Raw genomic sequence first — 18631 nt, 5'->3', positions numbered from 1 at the left:
TGCTTCGGGTACCAGCTCAGCGTATATCGCTTCCGACAGACCGTACAAACTTTAAATCTCATTCTGTACGGTCGTTGATTTTTAGTCATGAAACCTCCACCCTCTGATCATCTATGCATCACGCATCATCACACCAGAAGTAACTATAAATTTTCCATACCCTACATCCTCTACATCTTCGCTCTGGCAGATCGGACAAACGGTAACGGAGTGATCTATATCCATATCATCCTCAACAGTGAACATCGCAGAGCATTCGGCACACTCATAGCCATGCATCATCAACAGGGTCATATCCGGCTTGCCTGAGTAATTTACCCGTTGCGGCCAATCGAGTGGATTGCGCAAGCGCTCATGATAGATCATCGTCCGTATGGATCCCGAAGTGCTGCCGAGCTCCAGCGCAATTTCTTTTATTGGTTTACCTGCAAGGAACAACTTGTGAAGTTTCTTTTTATCTACTTTTTCAGGTTTCATTTGATTCACCTACCTACTCGTTTATTCGGCGGCGGGGGATCCGGCAAGATCAAATAGATCTCGCCGATCAGCTCGCCGTTATCGTCATATATCAAATCCCAAGGAATATCTTGAAAAATCGGATCAGGCTTATGCATGGCTTTCCAACTGGATGTAAAAGAGATCTCGTTCTGTATCTACCTGTAGCGCATAACGTTTAGTCGTCACCTGCTTTTGATTGAGCCAGGCAGATAAGCGCTTATTGATCAGCCGTAGGCCGCCGTTGTCGCCGCTCTGGGTTCGGAGCTGAAGCCCTTTATTCGCGACTTGCATCACGAGTCGATTCCCTTCGGGATCGTAACCCACCTGCAGACACTGACCTACCTTGCAACCCATTTCATGAACGGCCCTTTTATTAAGGTGGATCCCATGGCCATTCAGCCCAATCGTAGGAGTAGTTGAAACCCCCTCATCAACGAACCATTCAATATTTCCGCCCATATTGCTACGTCCTCGACCCATTTGCGTATCCTCCTGTTTCAACGTACCTGCCTGGTACTGAATAAATTTAATGCCAATCTGCTTCAAAATTCTTCCTGCTTGTACTTGTGATATCCCGATTGCTTGGGCGATCTGACGTTGAGTTTGATCTTGTAGCCGCAGCCGAAGCAACTTTCTTTCACGAGGATCCAGTAGAGACATGAATTCCTGGATGTAAATATCTGAAAAATCGGTATTGCTGGGTATAATATCAAGCATTGTGATTTCCTCATCGCCCTTATATGTGACTGCCATAGGACGGTCTAGCGAAGACGGTGACCATCCATCCAAAAGCTCCAGAGCACTACGAACATCTGCAAGCTTCCACCCTGTCTTTTCCGCAATCGTTTCTGGGCGATCGTCGCCCCAGCCTTCCCTGCGAATCATGTTTGCTTTGCTTTGTAGGGTCCTGGGAATCTTCACAAGGTAACGCTTATCTCTTAGAAAATTCTGAATTCTCCCTTGTATAGCTGGATACGCAAGGGTGATAAACGAGTTAACAGCCCCATTAAAACGACTTGGGTCATACTTTCGGAATGCCTCGATAAGCCCCATTGTCCCGACAGATACCAGGTCCTCATAATCAAGGCCGGCATTCAACGCAACGCGGTACCTTTTCGCCACTTTATGAACAAGATTCTCGTAATTCTTAACAATATCAGCCTCATAACCGAGATGAGGGTTATAACCAATATTCAAGTGGCTTCCCTCCTCCCCGAATTCTTCTCGTAAACCTCTTCGAGCCATTCGACCAGCATCATCATCTGTTTGATTGCCAACCGGTGCTCCTGGTACTTCCTGCAGAGCTCACCGGAAGAGTCGGCAACCCATCGCCAAAAGTCCGGGTTCTCCATCCCGTGCCGTATAGCTGCCTGATTGGCCTGGCCGATCCAGAGCTCAACGTCCGCAAAGAACGCTTTGTAATCCATAGGCTTACAGCTCCTCGATCCGGATGTAAATGCCAGGGCGATTAGCCCAAAACTTTTCTATGATCTCACTGGCGACGATCGCGTCATCTGTCCAGTATCCAAGTTCCGTCATGATATCGAACGGCAGCTTGTTGAGGTTGTGCGTGTCCGGCTTCGTGGTTTTCCACTCTCCGTCGTAGTGCTTACTTCCGTCTTTGATCGGGAACAGCCATTTCACAATGACCCGCAGCGCACCCTTATACTTCTTCGCCGGCACATGCTGCCCCAAGTGAGCCATCAGCTTTGCACGAGCTGCCTTCAAATCATCCGGCTCGTAGAATACTGGCTTACCGCTGACGACCGTCACCTTCTTCTCCTGATGCGTAGCCGTCGGCGGAATCATCGGCATAAAGAATTCAGTCGACATTTCATCACATCCATTTATTTACTTTTATCGGCGGCGGGTTTTCAAATAAATTTAGGGGAGGGGGAAGGGTGGTTTTATACACCCTTCCCTTATCCTATATATTTATATAGTGGTCGCCGCCGCCGTATAGTGTATACAGCGGCGACCATAAAACAATGATTACCGCCGTATATTTATGCAAAATTCATGAATGGCGGCGACCGTGATCATTATGATTGCCGCCGATGTTTGTTTGCGGCGAGAACCATGTATTTATGGTCGCCGCCGCCACTCGGTAAAATTTCATGCGGCGGCATTAATCATGGTCGCCGCCGTCAATCTTAACAATAACGTTGCCGTTTTCTTTGTCGATCACATACCCGTATTTCTTGACCCAGTCTCTTACAGTCCGCTCGGCCACCTCTTTCCCAGTGGAAGAGTACCATTCAACAATATCTTTGACCGTCGGCGGCTCGCCAAAATTGCAGTTATTCACGACTTCTTCAAATTCCTCGGCTTTACTTCGTCGCTCCTGCTTTGCCTTGTCCTTCCTCTTATTCGTAGCCTTCTGCCAAGCTGGGGCTTCCCCTTCCGGCTCAATGTCCTTCAAGCTGCCGACGTCGTCCACCTTATGGATCGGGTACTGAAACCACATATTGACCGGCTCGAATTTCGGATATTCCCGTAGTGTGCCTTCCACACGCCAGGCTGAACGGATCTGAACGCTTCGGATGGCCTGCTTGATGCGTTCCCAGGCCACATTCATCTGATCAGGAATCGCGCGCTTGGCGTGGTCCTCCATGGCTTTGGCGCTTAGAAGATCATCCTGAGACACATGCTCTTCTAGATAATCCGGATTGAATTTTTCAAAGAGCTTCTGATATATCTCGCATACAGCCTTGTTTTCCTCTTGTTTCCGCAGGGCTTCCGTTACGTCCAATTCCACCAAGTCGATCAATGCGTCCGGATCGCGGGCGAACACGCCGCTGCCGCTGGCCCGGTCCATCGACTTCTTGCCACCCTGGGCCCCTTTGGAGTGATGATGGCAGTAGATAACGCTGGATCCTAATTCCGTTGCGATCTTGTCAAACTGGTTCGTAAAATGTGCCATCTGGTCCGCGCTGTTCTCATCACCGGTCAGGACCTTGTAAATCGGGTCAATGATGACGGCAATATAACCTTTCTTAGCCGCCCGTCGGATCAGCTTCGGAGCCAGTTTATCCATTGGTACCGACTTACCGCGAAGATTCCAGATGTCGATATTGCCAATGTTCGCTGGCTGCAGTCCCAAGGCCGTGTATACATCACGGAAACGGTGCAGGCAGCTCGCCCGGTCAAGCTCAAGGTTGACGTAAAGGACCTTGCCCTGTGTACACTGCCACCCTAGCCATTTCGTTCCTTCGGCTATGGCGATGCTTAGCTCGATCAAAGCGAACGACTTGCCGGCCTTGGATGGCCCGGCCATCAGCATCTTATGCCCTTGTCGAAGCACGCCCTCGATCAGAGCAGGCGCAAGGACCGGCATGTTGTTCCAGAAATCCGTAAGGCTCTCCGGATCCGGCAGATCATCGTTCACTCCCTCGATCCATTCATGCCACTCGGCCCAGCTTGGCTTTCCGATATTGGTGTCCACGATAAATTGCTTTTTGCCGTTTCGTTCAATACCAGGCATACGAGACAGCCGGGATGGGTTTCGGTTCTGATTGTCGATATTCAGGCCGTTCTTCTTACAAACGTTATAAAGGTAATCCACGCGTTTACGGTATTCGTCGTAATTGGCCGCATCGACCTTAACTATGGCGTGGAGACTCTTGCCACCGCTATAGACCATGACGGCAATCGGAAGCTCCAACTCGCGCATGATGGCGTTTTGCTTCTCAATGTCCATCGTGTCCGATTCAACGAGCGCATAGCGGAACTCAGTCACGTTCTCGTTCTTGACGCCCTTCCCGTCGAGAGGGTTAAACCGGATCCAGGCGCCGGCTGCTGGGTCATAGTCGCCCAGGACTGCCCCGATATCTCCGTTGCACTCGTTCAGTCGCTGGATCAGCTCGCCGGCCGTTCGATCCCAGGCTCCCTTCGTGGGCAGATACTTGCCTTCATCGTTCTGCCAGGTGTCTACGACATAGCCAACGTTCTCGGACGCTTCGAACAGCGTTTCAAGATACGTGGTCAGCTGCTGGACTGGATTCCATACTGCCGGTTCGTGGATCTCCTTGCCTTCGATCCAATTCTTATCGACGACCACATAATCGCCGCCAGAAATCTCGTCGTCCCATCCTAGCTCGCGATCTTCGCGATCGGCAGACCGTGGTACCCATCCGTTTTCCTTGGCCATCTGCGTTATTGTTGCGCCGGTGACCGGATTGCCCGATCCTTCGAATGACGTCCATTTTTTGAAGCATTCGCCGGGATGGTATCTTGCCCCATCCCGTTTACTCCAATCGTCCCAATCACTGGCCGTGTAGCCTTCATATTTCAGCGCCATGCCCACGTTGACCCATTCCTGGTAACTGAGGAAGGACGGATCAATGTATTCAAGCAAAGCAATGAGGTCGAGTTTATGTTCCATAGTTTTAATCTTCTTCCTTGAATAGTAGGGGTTCTGGCTGTCCATATATACTTATGTTCAATCCTTCGGAAAACTCATATAGGAAAAAACGCCACACTTTTGTATTCCTGGTAGATACGGCGGTTATCTTATCTCCAGAAACGTCCTTTATCATCATGTCGTCTTGATCAAAATCATGCTCATTCTCAGGGCTATATCCCGTTATCTGAACTAGACGACCATGCAACTCAGAGTTAAACACCCATTCTTTCACTGCTAATTCCATGGATTTATTCACTCCCCGCGATACTCTTTAGGATTTATGCCTTGTGGAACACGCCATCCGTTGCCGGCGATCCGGTCGATCAGGCGTTTTGCGCTATCAAAAGACCAGGTACCGACACGCTCGAATCCATATCGCTCAAGCAGTCGGATCTGCTTCGGCGTGGTCAATCCTTCCGCCCGCCGCTTATCCAGTCGTTCCAGCAACTTCGTTGCCTTGCCGGCATTATCGATTTCATCCGGCATGATGCCAAGCTTCTCCAGCGTCTTGATCTGCTTTTCGCTTGGTGGAGCCATTTCCCAGCCGAACGATGGCACGTAACTGGACAGGTCTTCTGCCTGAATACTCATTTCAAACTGCAGCGGATCCACGAGCTGCCGTTTACGTCGCTTCATTTCTTCAAGCTGTTTGGCCAGGGCTTCCTCGCGCTGAGCAATGACATCCTCAGCCGCTTGTTTCTCGACAGTCTCCAGATCGAGCGGGATCCCCGCCTCTTCGATCTGTTTGGTCATAGCCTTGGCCACCTCTTCATTCTCCGCAATCAAATGCGCCGGATGACAAAGCTCATGACGCTCCGTATGCCAAAGGAAATCGAGCAGCAATAATTCTGTTTTTCCAGGGTGCAGCCGGGTACCGCGCCCGACCATCTGGCTATATAAGCTGCGGACCTTGGTCGGCCTCAGCACGACTACGCAATCCACGCTTGGACAGTCCCATCCCTCCGTAAGAAGCATGGAGTTGCACAGGACGTTATACTTGCCTTTGTCAAAATCCTCTAAAATCTCTGCCCGGTCCTGTGATTCGCCGTTAACTTCAGCCGCTCGGAACCCAACTGCATTCAGAATGTTGGTGAACTTCTGACTGGTCTTCACAAGCGGAAGGAATACAACAATCTTCCGATCTTTGGCTACTCGCCACATTTCGGCGGCTATCGATTCAAGATACGGATCCAATGCCGTGCCAAGGTCACTACTCTTGAAGTCTCCAGCCTGTTGCCCCACTCCAGACAGGTCGAGCGTTAGCGGAATCGTCATGGCTTTGATCGGGCTAAGATAGCCCTCCTTGATCGCTTTTGGCAAAGTGTATTCAAAGGCCAAGCTTTCAAAATAAGAGCCCAGGTTCCGCATATCTCCACGATCTGGTGTAGCAGTTACGCCCAGGACATTCGCTGATTCAAAATACTGCAGGACACGCTGATAGCTTTCTGATATACAGTGATGCGCCTCGTCGATAATGATCGTATCGAAATGGTCTGCGGCAAATTGCCGTAACCGTTTATCCCTCATTAGCGTCTGGATGCTGCCGACCACGACCCGGTACCAACTTCCGATTGATGTTTGCTCTGCCTTTTCCGTAGCGCATTTCAATCCAGTTGATTTCTCCAGCTTGTCGGCCGCTTGGTCCAGCAGCTCGCCCCGGTGGGCCAAGACGAGCACACGCTCGCCCAGGATCACCCGATCTTCAATCACTTTGCTAAAAACAATCGTCTTACCGCAGCCTGTCGGAAGAACAAGCAGTGTTCGCTTTACACCCTTTGCCCACTCTGTCTGAATGGATTCCCTAGCAGCCTGTTGATAAGGTCTAAGCTCCATGGGTTACCTCCTAAAACTGGCCAGTCGACCAGTTTCCGCCTTGCTGTCCGGTGGTCGGGAACGGCGGTTGCTGTTGTGGCTGCTGATATGACTGCTGTGGCGGCTGTTGTTGATATGCCTGCTGCTGATGTTGGTAATTTTGCTGTGGTTGTTGACCTACAACCTCGTCATAAGCGTAGAAGGTTTTGACCTGATTATTGGTTCGTTCCACGCCGTCTCGACCTGTGAATTTGTTAATCTCAAGTTTCAAACGTCCTTTGGCTCCTACGACGGCGTTCCAGTTCATGCGCAGCTTCTCGCCCTTTTTCTTTTGTCCGATCCCCGCGAAGAAGTTGGATAGTAGCCCCTCCGTTTTGGTATGCAGGAACAAGTTATGGAAAACGACAATGTCGCCGTGCTCTGGGGAATGAACCGTCAATTCGAGTTTTGCCTGGTTACAAGCCGGCATCTTCTCACTTCCAGCAAACCGTCCACGTTCAAACTTTGTTACCGTAAAGTCGTAGTCTCCGGCCGGGAGGACGATAAAGTCCCCACCGTCCTTCTCGATCTCATCGTCCCAACCTAATTCACGATCAATATTTTGACTCATGTATGATTCCTCCTGTGTTATGAATTAAGAAAATGGAATATTGCTTCTCGTTACTTGGATCATTTCGAACACCTGCGGCCACGCTGCCACCAGCACACCTTCAATAAATCCTGGATCGTAATTCGGTATCGGCGTGTCTTGCGGGTAGTAGCCTTTCTGACTCACAACGGCCTGAATTTCATATTCCTGCACCCCATGCTGAACCATCAGATCCCGTAGCGATCTCGGTATATTGGGATTCAGTTCCGACTGCAGCCATGTGTTTGCCGGATGAGCAGGTTGCTGAACTGGAGCTGTTGGCACCTGCTCTGGTACCGATGCTGCTGCAGGCGGTTGTTCTGTCGGCTGCGGTGCCGTGGCTGCTTGTGTAGGCTGTGTTTGCATTGTTGGTGTCTGTTGTGGAGCCCCCGCCGAAATCGGCTGGCTGAAGATATGGGCAATTCGGCTATAATCGAGCGGTAATTCATCCGGGAGGCCATGGCGATTCTTTGCGTCCCATGCAGGGTGATGTGTGGTGTACATCGTGCGGGCTCCGCCTTGTGCTTTGTTTTTCTTTCCGTCCTTATCAGTGGCCACCGAATACGTCTTGTAATTAAGGAAAAGGACGATGTCAGCCCATTCTTTGACGAGCGGAGCTGTACGTGAACCGGTCTTAGCCCCAAGCTTGAGCTGATAGCGGTCGTACGCGCCCATTTCGTCCGGCTGCTCAAATTTGATGATCTGAGCATGTGCGGTCAGTACAACGTGGATGCCTGCCTCGACTACATCACTGAGCAGATTAAGAAAACGCCCGATTTCCTCCGCGACATAGATATATCCCTTGCCATATCCAAAGTCTTCAACGCCGTTTTTGTTGTGAGAGGCACATACGCTCTCGACGCAAAGCATTTCGGCCCAATCTACAGTATCGATTATCAGCGTGCCGAATCGAGAAGGACCTTCATGCTTCACCCATTGCGCTTGCTGTTTGAGCATTTCCCAGCTTGACGGCTTTGGCAGCCGCTGAACATTTAACTGCTTGGTTGATCCCTCCGTGTCGATAAAGACCGGATTAGGAAACTGAGCAGCAAGTGATGACTTCCCTATGCCCTCCGGTCCATAAAGCACGACTTTTTGGGCTGTCTGGACCGTGCCACTGATAACTTCAAACATTAAAATTCACCTGCTTTCCATGTTTTCGGCTCTGCCGGCGGTGTCGGTTGCGGCGCTGGAGCCTGCTCCTCTCCGGCAACGTAGCCGTCTTCGATGATGATGGAGCATTCATCCCCGGTACTGACTCGAGTCGCGATGGCTTGCAGTCCTTCCTGTTCCAGCCACTGGCCAAACTCTTGCAAGGTTTCTAAATCCATTTGTTCCAATTTGTCTAGTAGGATAAAGCCGCAGTCTGGTTTCAATTTTCGTACAATCGCTGCGGAAACCCGGAGCTGATCAGCGCCGCTCATGTTATCCCATTTCTGCCCGTTGTAGACGAGCTCGCCATCTTCAACTGCCAGTCCCGGCAACGGCAAATTCGCAGTCTCCAGAAGGTCCGTCTTCTGCTGGCGAATCGCATTGATCTCCGTGGTCAGTTGCTCGTATTGCTGGCGATAATCGCTGGCATCCGTCTCAGCTTTGTCTTTGTCCAGATTTGCCCTGACCTTCCGGTTAATCTCGTCAATCTGCCGGATGTTAGCCTCAAGCTCAGCGGTCGATTCGTCAACCAGATCACGAGAGTCCTTCTGAGCAATCTCCAGGTCAGCTCCGAGCTGGTCGTATTTCGCAATGGCTTCGTCCAGCAAGGACTTCAGCCGCTCTACCTCTCGCTTCTGACTGGCATGGGCAGCCTGAATCTCGGCCACGCGCTGCCGTTTCCGCTGATTCTCGCCGTTGCGGGCGAGGATCTCCTGCTGCTGCCGGATCAGCTCCGATGCCGAAATAGGCTCCTTAGGCGCGTCCGGGTAATAAGGCTGCTCCTTCGCAAATTTAGCCTTTTGGTCTGCAATCTGTCCGATGGTATGGCGCTGGTTGTAAAGTTCCTTTTCCTTAACCTCCAGTTCATGCAGCTTGTTCCCGACACCGATGATGCGAAGCAAGATGTTGGCTTTTTCTTTGCTGGTAGCGTTCATGAATTTCGGCAGATCGATCGCCAGCTCTTCTACGAAACTATCCAGCAGCTGTTGGCCGCCCTTCTGGCCGTTCGGATCGATGACCTTTAGGTCCGAATTCTTGCCTTTCCGCTCGACGATCAGGCCATTGGAAAGGACGATATGCAGGTAAGGCGGTACAGCAGATCCTTCACGCTCAGCTTGAGACGGTCGGTATTTATTGCCGCCAAGCCCCCAGGCGATGGAGTCCAGGATACTCGTTTTGCCTTGACGGTTCTTCCCGCCAACGATAGTCAGTCCGGACTGAGTCGGCTCGATTTTCACGGCCTTGACTCGTTTTACGTTTTCGATTTCCAATTTATTGATTTTAATCATTGTGCCCTCCATCTCTTTCCCTTTTTGTCGGTATGCCGTTTTACGATCGATTCAATATTTTCAGTCATGGCGAAAACAATCCGTTCGTCGCTAGTCTGGATCTTGTGCCAGGTCCTAGCGACGCCCCAAATGTCCAGGACTTCCCCTGTCTCGCCTGACCGTAATTTCACTTCATCACCTTTGAAACAGATCATTGCCTGATCTCGAAGGTATCGACAATTGATTTAATGCATGCCTCGCAAATTTGTTTGTTTTGGAAGTCGTGAAGCTTCTCATCGTCTAACTCTCCGCAAATAAAGCATCCAGGAGTGTATTTCTTTAGGATGATAAAATTTTCATATGTGTAGAATTCAAGTGGATCGCCTTCTCCTATCCCAAGCGGACGCCGGACCGACTTTGGAATAACTACCCTTCCGAGGTCGTCAATACGGCGGACAATTCCGGTTTCTTTGCAGCTAAGCTCTGAGGAGCGAGGCCTAGAAAGAGCCACAATTGCTCCGTTCTGGTAAGCTGCCTGAATCAGTTTAGCAACGGTGCTGCTGGTATCCGACTCCCATCCATTTAGCCATTCAAGCACGTTAACTTCTGGATCGGTGAGCTCCCGACCGATCAGCGAAGCGACACTCAACTTATTAATCATTGCGTTTTCCCTTCTGCCAGCTTATACTGGCGGTAGTATAGATTGATTTGTGCAGTCTGACGGCTCCTACCCCGTTCAGGCTGCATTTTCATTTCCTAGAGCGGCTATTTCACCATCGATCCAATCAAGAGCAGCCGGCAGCACTTCTGGATCGATTTCGATCCGTCCTACCTCAAGCCTCCAGCGGATCAGCTTCAGCTCCAGTCTCCGAAGCGTCTCGTTCACTTTCTGGTTCACCTCCTTTCAAGTCCCATACTAGGTAAACTTTGGCCTCAGTGCATCCAGGCGCTCGCAAATCTCCATCTGCCATTCCGTGTCGTTTGCTTGATATGCGATAAAGGATAGTTGTAAAAGTGCGTCAATTTCTCGAGTGATTTTGGCATTTACTAGCAGGCAATGGTTTATTTCCTTTTGCTCGTTCGTGCTGAGCTTGTTGTAACCACCTAAGCGTTCTGCTTTCTCAGTTAATTCAGCCAATCGGCGATGTACTGAGTGGATGCCGAACATATCACTCCGCCTTTCTCACTATTTGACTTTCAATGTGCTTATCCAAATCAATTTGACGAAAGTAGATGTTACCGCGCTGCCTGAAGTGAGGGACTTCCCCTTCCTGGACCATCCGCCGTAAAGATGACTCCGATACCTTGAGGTATCGCATGCCTTCCTTAAAATCGAAGATGTTCGAGTAAAGGCGGCGCTCGATCTCAGGTTGTAGCTCATTCAGTAGTTCCTGCTTCAAGCCGGATACGATGTCGGCCCTTATGGCTTCAATAAAAGCTGCTGTTTCCATGGCTGCAGATCCTCCTTATACTGCTTTCGAGATGTTTTATCTTACCAGCTCATCTACAGTAACACCGAGGGCGTCAGCTATCTTAACGACCGTTTCAATTTGTGGGCCTTGCTTTTTATCACCAAGACCGTACAATACAGTTAGGGAAACTCCGCTTTCTTTTCCTAGACGATAGATGGACCATTCCTTTTCATCTAAGAGTTTTTGAATATTTTCTTCTAACTTCAACCCCATGTACTTTCACCTCCTGACCACATACTATAACCCTTTACGGAAATAGTAAACTACGGTTATAACCCTTTTAGATAATATAATGATGTTTTTTCTTGAATATCCTCATTTTTTCTTGACATATCTCCCTATTATGTTTTATTATTCCCTCATTGGGTTATATCCGAATTAGGTTATATAACAGGAGGTTATTGTTTTGGGGCTGGCCGAAAAAATATTAAAAGTTATGAACGATAACAACATCACACCTTACAGACTTTCAAAAGATACTGGGATACCTTATACAACTCTTTCGAAAATACTGAACGGAACGACCAAAAGCCCTCAAGTTTCTTCACTCCAAATTATTGCTGACTATTTGCAAAAGCCCTTAGATTTCTTCACTGAAGGTGATCAAACTGACAATGGACAAGGTACTGTACCAGAGTGGGCAACAAACAAAGATAAACGTGACTTTAAGAAGATGCTGGAAGAAGATACAGGATTAATGTTTGATGGCGTTCCGATTGAAGGCGAAGACAGGGAAAGAGTCATGCAGGTCTTAGAAGCATTATTCTGGGATGCCAAAAAAACAAGCAAAGAGAAGTTCACAAATAAGCGTTATAAAAAACAAACAGACAACAACGAATAACGTCTGGAGTGAATTCACAAATGGATAAAGTAATCGCGGGTCTGCTGAAGAAATACAAGACCAACTGCCCGTTTCTTATAGCGAAATACAGAGGGGTGAAAATTACTTACGCTGATCTGGGAGAATCAACGTGGGGGGTCTATTATTCAAAGTTTAGACAGCGCTATATTGTCATCCACAACAAACTATGTGAGGATTGGCAACGCCTAATTTGTGCTCATGAGCTTGGACATGATGTTTTACATTCAGGTATCAACCGCTTCTTTATCGACGATCGAACATTTTACATTTCAGCCAAACACGAGCGACAAGCAAATATCTTTGCCGTCCACCTTCTAACCGCGTTAGAAACAATACAAGACGGCGAATCAATAACGGATTTTTTTAGCCGGAACAATATTCCTCCTGAAATGGTCCTGTATTACAAAGGTGTTATTTAGAAAAATGCACTCATTCTGATCTTTGCGCTTTCCAGCTGCAAGGCTGTTTACTATACATAAAATTAGAACATATGTTTGGAGTGATGCAAGAAATGGGTTGGACGGAACATCTAGGAGGCAACAAGTACAAGCTTGTGGAGCGAGATCCTTCCAAGGTAAAAAGGCCGAAACGCTCCATCTCTGTGGAGGTGCCGGCGGATATCGCCAAGTCGGTAAGAAAAACGGAGAAATGGCTTGCGGTGCAGCTGGCCGATTGGGAAGAGAAAGTTTTATCTGGCCAGGTTGTAGGCAGAGTAAAAACAGAGAATATCAGCTTCAAGGATTTCGTGCCGATCTGGAAGGAAGGTCACGCCAAGCAGAACCTTGGAGGAAAAACACTGCTGAACACCATGGGAGACATCGAGAGACGATTGATCCCAGAATTCGGAGACATGCCGCTGAGCAAAATAACTACGCTGCAACTCGTCACGTGGTTTGCCGGACTCACCAACAAGAAAAACGGAGAGCCATTGGCGACGAATAGCAAGCTCAATATTTATAAGTCGGCCAAGAGCATATTCGATGCTGCGTACAAATGGAAGCTCATAAAAGAGAACCCAATGGAAGGCGTACCGCGTCCAAGCGCAAGTAAGAAAGAAAAGAAGGCCATGCGATCGAAGAAACAGAATTATACGATGCAAGAGGTTGAGACGCTCCTGGCGGCCCTCTACGACCTTCCTAACAACTGGAGGCTCTATTTCACCGGGGTACTGCTTGGAGGCTTTAGACGGGGCGAATATTTGGCCGTAGAGTGGTCTGATTTGGACTTTGACCGAAACGCCATCTGGATTGAAGATCAAATAACGCTTGATGAGGAAGGCAAGAAAGTCGAAAGCGAGGTTAAGACCGAGGAGTCCGAAGCCTGGGTGGCAATGCCTAAGTGGTACATGGAAGAGCTCAAACGGTACGAGCGGCAATGGAGAAAAGAGAAGCTGCTCTGTAAGAATTGGCAGGGTGGAGAAAAGCAGTACATTTTTCATGGCGGGAACGGCGTTATGTACTATCCCAGCACCCCGACATTGACCTGGAGACGCTTCCTAGCTAAGCATGGCCTGCCGCACGTAAAACTACATGGACTCCGCCATACAGCCGGCATGCTGCTTCGAGAGAGCGGAGTAGATCTCAAAACGATCCAGGAGCGATTACGGCATACCAAGATCGGAACGACGGCAGATATCTATACACATGAATCGGCGATCATCAGCCGTGAAGCTGCGGACCGGTTGGAAATGCTTAATCCAGAATTACGGAGATTTGCCCCATGATCTGCCCCATGATGCAAATGGAGTCAGTCGTTTGTCGAATTTTACGCAAGAAAAAAACCCTTGCGGCACAAGGGTTTCAGAACATTTATCATATGGAGCGGGTGATGGGAATCGAACCCACGCTACCAGCTTGGAAGGCTGGAGTTCTACCATTGAACTACACCCGCATATCAACCCACAAAAGTAAAGACTAAGCTTTGAAACATATGCCGATTACTTTTGCGGGAACCGAATTCTTAAGCAAATCGGGATGACACGATTCGAACATGCGACCCCCTGGTCCCAAACCAGGTGCTCTACCAAGCTGAGCTACATCCCGATATGAACTTAAAATGGCACGCCCTGAGAGATTCGAACTCCCGACCTTTTGATTCGTAGTCAAACGCTCTATCCAGCTGAGCTAAGGGCGCAAATGGAGCGGACGACGGGAATCGAACCCGCGACCCTCGCCTTGGCAAGGCGATGCTCTACCGCTGAGCCACGTCCGCAAATATGGTGCGCGTGGAGGGACTTGAACCCCCACGTCAAAGACGCTAGATCCTAAGTCTAGTGCGTCTGCCAATTCCGCCACACGCGCACAAGATAAAACACTGGTGAGCCATGAAGGACTCGAACCTTCGACACCCTGATTAAAAGTCAGGTGCTCTACCAACTGAGCTAATGGCTCGCATTCAAGGCGTCGCCGAGATTTCGGGTTCACCTTCAAAGCTGCTCTTCACCTTAATTGAGGTGAAAATGGCTGGGGATATAGGATTCGAACCTATGCATGACGGAGTCAAAGTCCGTTGCCTTACCGCTTGGCTAATCCCCAATAATTATCATGTTACTAGCATGTCCAATTCCAGATTGAAACATGAATGGTGGAGGCTGAGGGGATCGAACCCCCGACCCTCTGCTTGTAAGGCAGATGCTCTCCCAGCTGAGCTAAGCCTCCATGTTGGTGACCCGTAGGGGATTCGAACCCCTGTTACCTCCGTGAAAGGGAGGTGTCTTAACCCCTTGACCAACGGGCCACATGTTTAAGCTGCTTCTAAGTTGCTAAAAGAAGATCTGGAGCTTCCAACCGGGATCGAACCGGTGACCTCATCCTTACCATGGATGCACTCTACCTACTGAGCTATGGAAGCAGGTGGCTCCCCGAACAGGACTCGAACCTGTGACAACTCGATTAACAGTCGAGTGCTCTACCAACTGAGCTATCAGGGAATATGTATTCGCTTGGCGGCGTCCTACTCTCCCGGGACCCTTCGGTCCAAGTACCATCGGCGCTGGAAGGCTTAACGGTCGTGTTCGGTATGGGAACGCGTGGAACCCTTCCGCCATCGCCACCAAACGTGATTCTTTGCGCTGCGCTTTGCTTCAATGATTGCTCACCAGCAAAATATCAAGCCTTAGAAAAGGCATGCAGCTTCAAAATCGCTTCAAGATCTTTTGAACCTTGAAAACTAGATACGAAACGTCTTTGCGTTGATTAGAATCCGTAGCATTGTCCCTTCAGATCCTCAGATCTTTCCGGGCCCCGCCAAAGTAATCGGAATCAGCTTCGAAGCTCTTCTTCACTTTGGTGGGTTTATGTTCATGCTTCCGTAGCGAGCTTTACTTCGTAAAGCTTTTAGGATAAGCCCTCGACCGATTAGTATTGGTCAGCTCCATGCATTACTGCACTTCCACCTCCAACCTATCTACCTCGTCGTCTTCAAGGGGTCTTACATACTGGGAAATCTCATCTTGAGGGGGGCTTCACGCTTAGATGCTTTCAGCGCTTATCCCGTCCGTACGTAGCTACCCAGCCATGCTCCTGGCGGAACAACTGGTGCACCAGCGGTACGTCCATCCCGGTCCTCTCGTACTAAGGACAGCTCCTCTCAAATTTCCTACGCCCACGACAGATAGGGACCGAACTGTCTCACGACGTTCTGAACCCAGCTCGCGTACCGCTTTAATGGGCGAACAGCCCAACCCTTGGGACCTACTTCAGCCCCAGGATGCGATGAGCCGACATCGAGGTGCCAAACCTCCCCGTCGATGTGGACTCTTGGGGGAGATAAGCCTGTTATCCCCAGGGTAGCTTTTATCCGTTGAGCGATGGCCCTTCCATGCGGTACCACCGGATCACTAAGCCCGACTTTCGTCCCTGCTCGACTTGTAGGTCTCGCAGTCAAGCTCCCTTATGCCTTTGCACTCTTCGAATGATTTCCAACCATTCTGAGGGAACCTTGGGGCGCCTCCGTTACTCTTTAGGAGGCGACCGCCCCAGTCAAACTGCCCGCCTGACACTGTCCCCGTACCGGATCACGGTACCAGGTTAGAACCTAGATACGATCAGGGTGGTATCCCAACGTCGCCTCCACACAAGCTGGCGCTCATGCTTCTTAGGCTCCCACCTATCCTGTACAGATCGTACCCAAATCCAATATCAAGCTGCAGTAAAGCTCCATGGGGTCTTTCCGTCTTGTCGCGGGTAACCTGCATCTTCACAGGTATTAAAATTTCACCGGATCTCTCGTTGAGACAGCGCCCAAGTCGTTACGCCATTCGTGCGGGTCAGAATTTACCTGACAAGGAATTTCGCTACCTTAGGACCGTTATAGTTACGGCCGCCGTTTACTGGGGCTTCGGTTCACAGCTTCGGGACTAATCCCTAACCGCTCCCCTTAACCTTCCAGCACCGGGCAGGCGTCAGCCCGTATACTTCGCCTTGCGGCTTCGCACAGACCTGTGTTTTTGCTAAACAGTCGCTTGGGCCTTTTCACTGCGGCCCCCTCGGGCTATTCACCCTACCGAGGCACCCCTTCTCCCGAAGTTACGGGGTCATTTTGCCGAGTTCCTTAACGAGAGTTCTTCCGCGCGCCTTAGAATTCTCTTCTCGCCTACCTGTGTCGGTTTGCGGTACGGGCACCTTCACCTGACTAGAGGCTTTTCTTGGCAGTGTGAGATCATGACCTTCGCTACTGTAATTTTCACTCCCCATCACAGCCCAGCCTTACGATGTGCGGATTTGCCTACACATCAGCCTCACTGCTTGGACGGACATCCATCAGTCCGCGTCACTACCCTCCTGCGTCACCCCATCGTTCATAACGGTTTACGGTGGTACAGGAATTTCAACCTGTTGTCCTTCGACTACGCCTTTCGGCCTCGCCTTAGGTCCCGACTTACCCTGAGCGGACGAGCCTTCCTCAGGAAACCTTGGGCTTTCGGCGGATCAGATTCTCACTGATCTTTTCGTTACTCATACCGGCATTCTCACTTGTGTACTCTCCAGCGCTCCTTACGGTACACCTTCAACGCATACACAACGCTCCCCTACCCCTGATGCAAGCATCAAGCCATAGCTTCGGTGGTGTGTTTAGCCCCGTTACATTTTCGGCGCAGAGTCACTCGACCAGTGAGCTATTACGCACTCTTTAAATGGTGGCTGCTTCTAAGCCAACATCCTGGTTGTCTGTGCAACTCCACATCCTTTCCCACTTAACACACACTTGGGGACCTTAGCTGATGGTCTGGGCTGTTTCCCTTTTGACAATGGATCTTAGCACTCACTGTCTGACTCCCGGATATAAGTCTATGGCATTCGGAGTTTGACTGAGCTTGGTAACCCTTGCGGGCCCCGCACCCAATCAGTGCTCTACCTCCACGACTCTTCATTCCGAGGCTAGCCCTAAAGCTATTTCGGGGAGAACCAGCTATCTCCGAGTTCGATTGGAATTTCTCCGCTACCCCCACCTCATCCCCGCACTTTTCAACGTACGTGGGTTCGGGCCTCCAGTGCGTGTTACCGCACCTTCACCCTGGACAGGGGTAGATCACACGGTTTCGGGTCTACGTCCACATACTCAGTCGCCCTATTCAGACTCGCTTTCGCTGCGGCTACGGCTTCTCGCCTTAACCTTGCATGGGAACGTAACTCGCCGGTTCATTCTACAAAAGGCACGCCATCACCCCTATAATGGGCTCTGACTTCTTGTAAGCACACGGTTTCAGGTTCTATTTCACTCCCCTTCCGGGGTGCTTTTCACCTTTCCCTCACGGTACTGCTTCACTATCGGTCGCTAGGGAGTATTTAGCCTTAGCAGATGGTCCTGCTGGATTCATACGGGGTTTCACGTGCCCCGCACTACTCGGGATCCGTCTCGGAGGGTTCACATTTTCGATTACAGGGCTTTTACCTTCTATGGCCGGCCTTTCCAGACCTGTTCGTCTAATCTAAACCTTTGTAACTCCATGTGAGACGTCCCACAACCCCAGAGAGCAAGCTCTCTGGTTTAGGCTGTTCCGCGTTCGCTCGCCGCTACTGACGGAATCACTCTTGTTTTCTCTTCCTCCAGGTACTTAGATGTTTCAGTTCCCTGGGTATGCCTCCTCGCATCCTATGTATTCAGATACGGGTAACTGGCTATTACACCAGCTGGGTTTCCCCATTCGGACATCCCCGGATCGAAGCTTGCTTACAGCTCCCCGAGGCAGTATCGTTGTTCGCCACGTCCTTCATCGGCTCCTAGCGCCTAGGCATCCTCCGTGTGCTCTTAGTAGCTTAACCTTATGCTCCGGTTATTGTGCTCATCGCTCTGTTGTCCGCTTGTTTCCTGATTGGATAAAACCACTCAATGGTGAAACAAGCTCCCAAAGGATCGATGATCCCAAAACCTTCGCGTGCTACTTTTATTGAAACTTGTTTTGACACAAGTTCAGCTAAAAGGATATTTCTAAAACGCAAATTCGTTTCGTTATCTAGTTTTCAAGGATCAATGCCAGTCTTTCGACCGGAAGATTATCTTACCACAACCTCCATTACAGTACAACCTGCAATT

Annotated in this window: 18 protein-coding genes, 11 tRNA genes and 2 rRNA genes; 3 read left to right on the top strand and 28 right to left on the bottom strand. The window is 49.9% G+C overall.

The features are described 5' to 3' along the window. Positions 1-111 precede the first annotated feature (111 nt). From MKX76_RS26435 to MKX76_RS26365, 15 genes are all read right to left on the bottom strand, one after another. Positions 112-477, bottom strand: coding sequence for a hypothetical protein (locus MKX76_RS26435; protein WP_341034863.1), 366 nt, complete (start codon positions 475-477; stop codon positions 112-114). A gap of 129 nt (positions 478-606) precedes the next feature. After that, entirely contained in the window at positions 607-1695 is a 1089-nt protein-coding gene (locus tag MKX76_RS26430) for a sigma-70 family RNA polymerase sigma factor (RefSeq protein ID WP_341034862.1), read from the bottom strand. Further along, positions 1692-1925 (bottom strand): hypothetical protein, encoded by a 234-nt coding sequence (locus MKX76_RS26425; RefSeq protein ID WP_341034861.1) that lies wholly within the window; start codon positions 1923-1925, stop codon positions 1692-1694. Before MKX76_RS26425 ends, MKX76_RS26430 begins: the two co-directional genes overlap by 4 nt. Positions 1926-1929: 4 nt before the next feature. Continuing rightward, positions 1930-2331, bottom strand: a complete 402-nt coding sequence (locus MKX76_RS26420; RefSeq protein ID WP_341034860.1) for a RusA family crossover junction endodeoxyribonuclease — start codon at positions 2329-2331, stop codon at positions 1930-1932. 295 nt (positions 2332-2626) lie between these two features. Continuing rightward, the gene (locus MKX76_RS26415) at positions 2627-4882 is read right to left on the bottom strand and encodes an AAA family ATPase (RefSeq protein WP_341034859.1); all 2256 of its coding nucleotides are present in this window, start codon (positions 4880-4882) and stop codon (positions 2627-2629) included. A 4-nt stretch (positions 4883-4886) separates the two neighbouring features. Continuing rightward, positions 4887-5147 (bottom strand): hypothetical protein, encoded by a 261-nt coding sequence (locus tag MKX76_RS26410; protein WP_341034858.1) that lies wholly within the window; start codon positions 5145-5147, stop codon positions 4887-4889. 8 nt (positions 5148-5155) lie between these two features. Further along, positions 5156-6736, bottom strand: a complete 1581-nt coding sequence (locus tag MKX76_RS26405; RefSeq protein WP_341034857.1) for a DEAD/DEAH box helicase — start codon at positions 6734-6736, stop codon at positions 5156-5158. A 10-nt stretch (positions 6737-6746) separates the two neighbouring features. Further along, a complete protein-coding gene (locus MKX76_RS26400; RefSeq protein ID WP_341034856.1) occupies positions 6747-7325 on the bottom strand; it encodes a hypothetical protein in 579 nt (192 codons plus the stop codon). A 24-nt stretch (positions 7326-7349) separates the two neighbouring features. After that, positions 7350-8477, bottom strand: a complete 1128-nt coding sequence (locus tag MKX76_RS26395) for an ATP-binding protein (RefSeq protein WP_341034855.1) — start codon at positions 8475-8477, stop codon at positions 7350-7352. Further along, positions 8477-9784 carry an AAA family ATPase gene (locus MKX76_RS26390; RefSeq protein WP_341034854.1) on the bottom strand — a complete coding sequence of 436 codons (1308 nt, stop codon included), beginning with the start codon at positions 9782-9784 and terminating at the stop codon, positions 8477-8479. The genes MKX76_RS26395 and MKX76_RS26390 overlap by 1 nt, the downstream gene beginning before the upstream one ends. 190 nt (positions 9785-9974) lie before the next feature. After that, positions 9975-10424, bottom strand: coding sequence for an AbrB/MazE/SpoVT family DNA-binding domain-containing protein (locus tag MKX76_RS26385; RefSeq protein ID WP_341034853.1), 450 nt, complete (start codon positions 10422-10424; stop codon positions 9975-9977). Positions 10425-10499: 75 nt separating this feature from the next. Further along, the gene (locus MKX76_RS26380) at positions 10500-10649 is read right to left on the bottom strand and encodes a hypothetical protein (RefSeq protein WP_304149646.1); all 150 of its coding nucleotides are present in this window, start codon (positions 10647-10649) and stop codon (positions 10500-10502) included. Positions 10650-10679: 30 nt separating this feature from the next. Next, on the bottom strand, positions 10680-10931 hold the full coding sequence (locus tag MKX76_RS26375) for a DUF7667 family protein (protein WP_341034852.1): 252 nt from the start codon (positions 10929-10931) through the stop codon (positions 10680-10682). Position 10932: 1 nt separating this feature from the next. Continuing rightward, a complete protein-coding gene (locus tag MKX76_RS26370; protein ID WP_341034851.1) occupies positions 10933-11214 on the bottom strand; it encodes a helix-turn-helix domain-containing protein in 282 nt (93 codons plus the stop codon). Positions 11215-11250: 36 nt separating this feature from the next. After that, on the bottom strand, positions 11251-11448 hold the full coding sequence (locus MKX76_RS26365; protein ID WP_341034850.1) for a helix-turn-helix domain-containing protein: 198 nt from the start codon (positions 11446-11448) through the stop codon (positions 11251-11253). Between the two features lie 193 nt (positions 11449-11641). Between MKX76_RS26365 and MKX76_RS26360 the strand changes: the two genes are divergently transcribed. The 3 genes from MKX76_RS26360 (at position 11642) to MKX76_RS26350 (ending at position 13820) form a co-directional block, all read left to right on the top strand. Further along, positions 11642-12076, top strand: a complete 435-nt coding sequence (locus MKX76_RS26360) for a helix-turn-helix domain-containing protein (RefSeq protein ID WP_341034849.1) — start codon at positions 11642-11644, stop codon at positions 12074-12076. 20 nt (positions 12077-12096) lie between these two features. Continuing rightward, entirely contained in the window at positions 12097-12516 is a 420-nt protein-coding gene (locus MKX76_RS26355) for an ImmA/IrrE family metallo-endopeptidase (protein WP_341034848.1), read from the top strand. Between the two features lie 92 nt (positions 12517-12608). Continuing rightward, complete coding sequence (locus MKX76_RS26350; RefSeq protein WP_341034847.1) at positions 12609-13820, top strand: tyrosine-type recombinase/integrase; 1212 nt, start codon at positions 12609-12611, stop codon at positions 13818-13820. A gap of 93 nt (positions 13821-13913) precedes the next feature. Here MKX76_RS26350 and MKX76_RS26345 read toward each other — a convergent pair. The 13 genes from MKX76_RS26345 to MKX76_RS26285 all read right to left on the bottom strand — a co-directional run bounded on the left by MKX76_RS26345 (position 13914) and on the right by MKX76_RS26285 (position 18360). Further along, a tRNA-Gly gene (locus MKX76_RS26345) sits at positions 13914-13987 on the bottom strand. Positions 13988-14065: 78 nt separating this feature from the next. Then, positions 14066-14139: transfer RNA gene (locus MKX76_RS26340), tRNA-Pro, on the bottom strand. 14 nt (positions 14140-14153) lie between these two features. Beyond that, positions 14154-14230, bottom strand: a tRNA-Arg gene (locus MKX76_RS26335). Between the two features lie 3 nt (positions 14231-14233). Continuing rightward, positions 14234-14308: transfer RNA gene (locus MKX76_RS26330), tRNA-Gly, on the bottom strand. Between the two features lie 5 nt (positions 14309-14313). After that, positions 14314-14397, bottom strand: a tRNA-Leu gene (locus tag MKX76_RS26325). Positions 14398-14411: 14 nt separating this feature from the next. Continuing rightward, positions 14412-14487: transfer RNA gene (locus tag MKX76_RS26320), tRNA-Lys, on the bottom strand. 69 nt (positions 14488-14556) lie between these two features. Further along, positions 14557-14631: transfer RNA gene (locus MKX76_RS26315), tRNA-Gln, on the bottom strand. A 47-nt stretch (positions 14632-14678) separates the two neighbouring features. Then, positions 14679-14754: transfer RNA gene (locus tag MKX76_RS26310), tRNA-Val, on the bottom strand. A gap of 4 nt (positions 14755-14758) precedes the next feature. Beyond that, a tRNA-Glu gene (locus MKX76_RS26305) sits at positions 14759-14833 on the bottom strand. Between the two features lie 38 nt (positions 14834-14871). After that, positions 14872-14947 (bottom strand) — tRNA-Thr (locus MKX76_RS26300). 3 nt (positions 14948-14950) lie between these two features. Further along, positions 14951-15026, bottom strand: a tRNA-Asn gene (locus MKX76_RS26295). A 10-nt stretch (positions 15027-15036) separates the two neighbouring features. Then, positions 15037-15153 (bottom strand): 5S ribosomal RNA (gene rrf, locus MKX76_RS26290). Positions 15154-15433: 280 nt separating this feature from the next. Continuing rightward, positions 15434-18360, bottom strand: a 23S ribosomal RNA gene (locus tag MKX76_RS26285). Between the last annotated feature and the right edge of the window lie 271 nt (positions 18361-18631).

The organism is Paenibacillus sp. FSL R5-0810 (genome assembly GCF_038002285.1).
Taxonomy (GTDB): Bacteria; Bacillota; Bacilli; order Paenibacillales; family Paenibacillaceae; genus Paenibacillus_AQ; species Paenibacillus_AQ lactis.
The sequence above is the reverse complement of the archived record's forward strand: the minus strand, read 5'-3'. Positions and strand labels throughout refer to the sequence as shown.

Bases quoted from the DNA above. Each gene is read 5' to 3' on its own strand.
- MKX76_RS26435 (WP_341034863.1), bottom strand. From the start codon at position 477: ATGAAACCTGAAAAAGTAGATAAAAAGAAACTTCACAAGTTGTTCCTT.
- MKX76_RS26425 (WP_341034861.1), bottom strand. From the start codon at position 1,925: ATGGATTACAAAGCGTTCTTTGCGGACGTTGAGCTCTGGATCGGCCAG.
- MKX76_RS26420 (WP_341034860.1), bottom strand. From the start codon at position 2,331: ATGTCGACTGAATTCTTTATGCCGATGATTCCGCCGACGGCTACGCAT.
- MKX76_RS26415 (WP_341034859.1), bottom strand. From the start codon at position 4,882: ATGGAACATAAACTCGACCTCATTGCTTTGCTTGAATACATTGATCCG.
- MKX76_RS26410 (WP_341034858.1), bottom strand. From the start codon at position 5,147: ATGGAATTAGCAGTGAAAGAATGGGTGTTTAACTCTGAGTTGCATGGT.
- MKX76_RS26405 (WP_341034857.1), bottom strand. From the start codon at position 6,736: ATGGAGCTTAGACCTTATCAACAGGCTGCTAGGGAATCCATTCAGACA.
- MKX76_RS26400 (WP_341034856.1), bottom strand. From the start codon at position 7,325: ATGAGTCAAAATATTGATCGTGAATTAGGTTGGGACGATGAGATCGAG.
- MKX76_RS26395 (WP_341034855.1), bottom strand. From the start codon at position 8,477: ATGTTTGAAGTTATCAGTGGCACGGTCCAGACAGCCCAAAAAGTCGTG.
- MKX76_RS26390 (WP_341034854.1), bottom strand. From the start codon at position 9,784: ATGATTAAAATCAATAAATTGGAAATCGAAAACGTAAAACGAGTCAAG.
- MKX76_RS26385 (WP_341034853.1), bottom strand. From the start codon at position 10,424: ATGATTAATAAGTTGAGTGTCGCTTCGCTGATCGGTCGGGAGCTCACC.
- MKX76_RS26375 (WP_341034852.1), bottom strand. From the start codon at position 10,931: ATGTTCGGCATCCACTCAGTACATCGCCGATTGGCTGAATTAACTGAG.
- MKX76_RS26370 (WP_341034851.1), bottom strand. From the start codon at position 11,214: ATGGAAACAGCAGCTTTTATTGAAGCCATAAGGGCCGACATCGTATCC.
- MKX76_RS26365 (WP_341034850.1), bottom strand. From the start codon at position 11,448: ATGGGGTTGAAGTTAGAAGAAAATATTCAAAAACTCTTAGATGAAAAG.
- MKX76_RS26355 (WP_341034848.1), top strand. From the start codon at position 12,097: ATGGATAAAGTAATCGCGGGTCTGCTGAAGAAATACAAGACCAACTGC.
- MKX76_RS26350 (WP_341034847.1), top strand. From the start codon at position 12,609: ATGGGTTGGACGGAACATCTAGGAGGCAACAAGTACAAGCTTGTGGAG.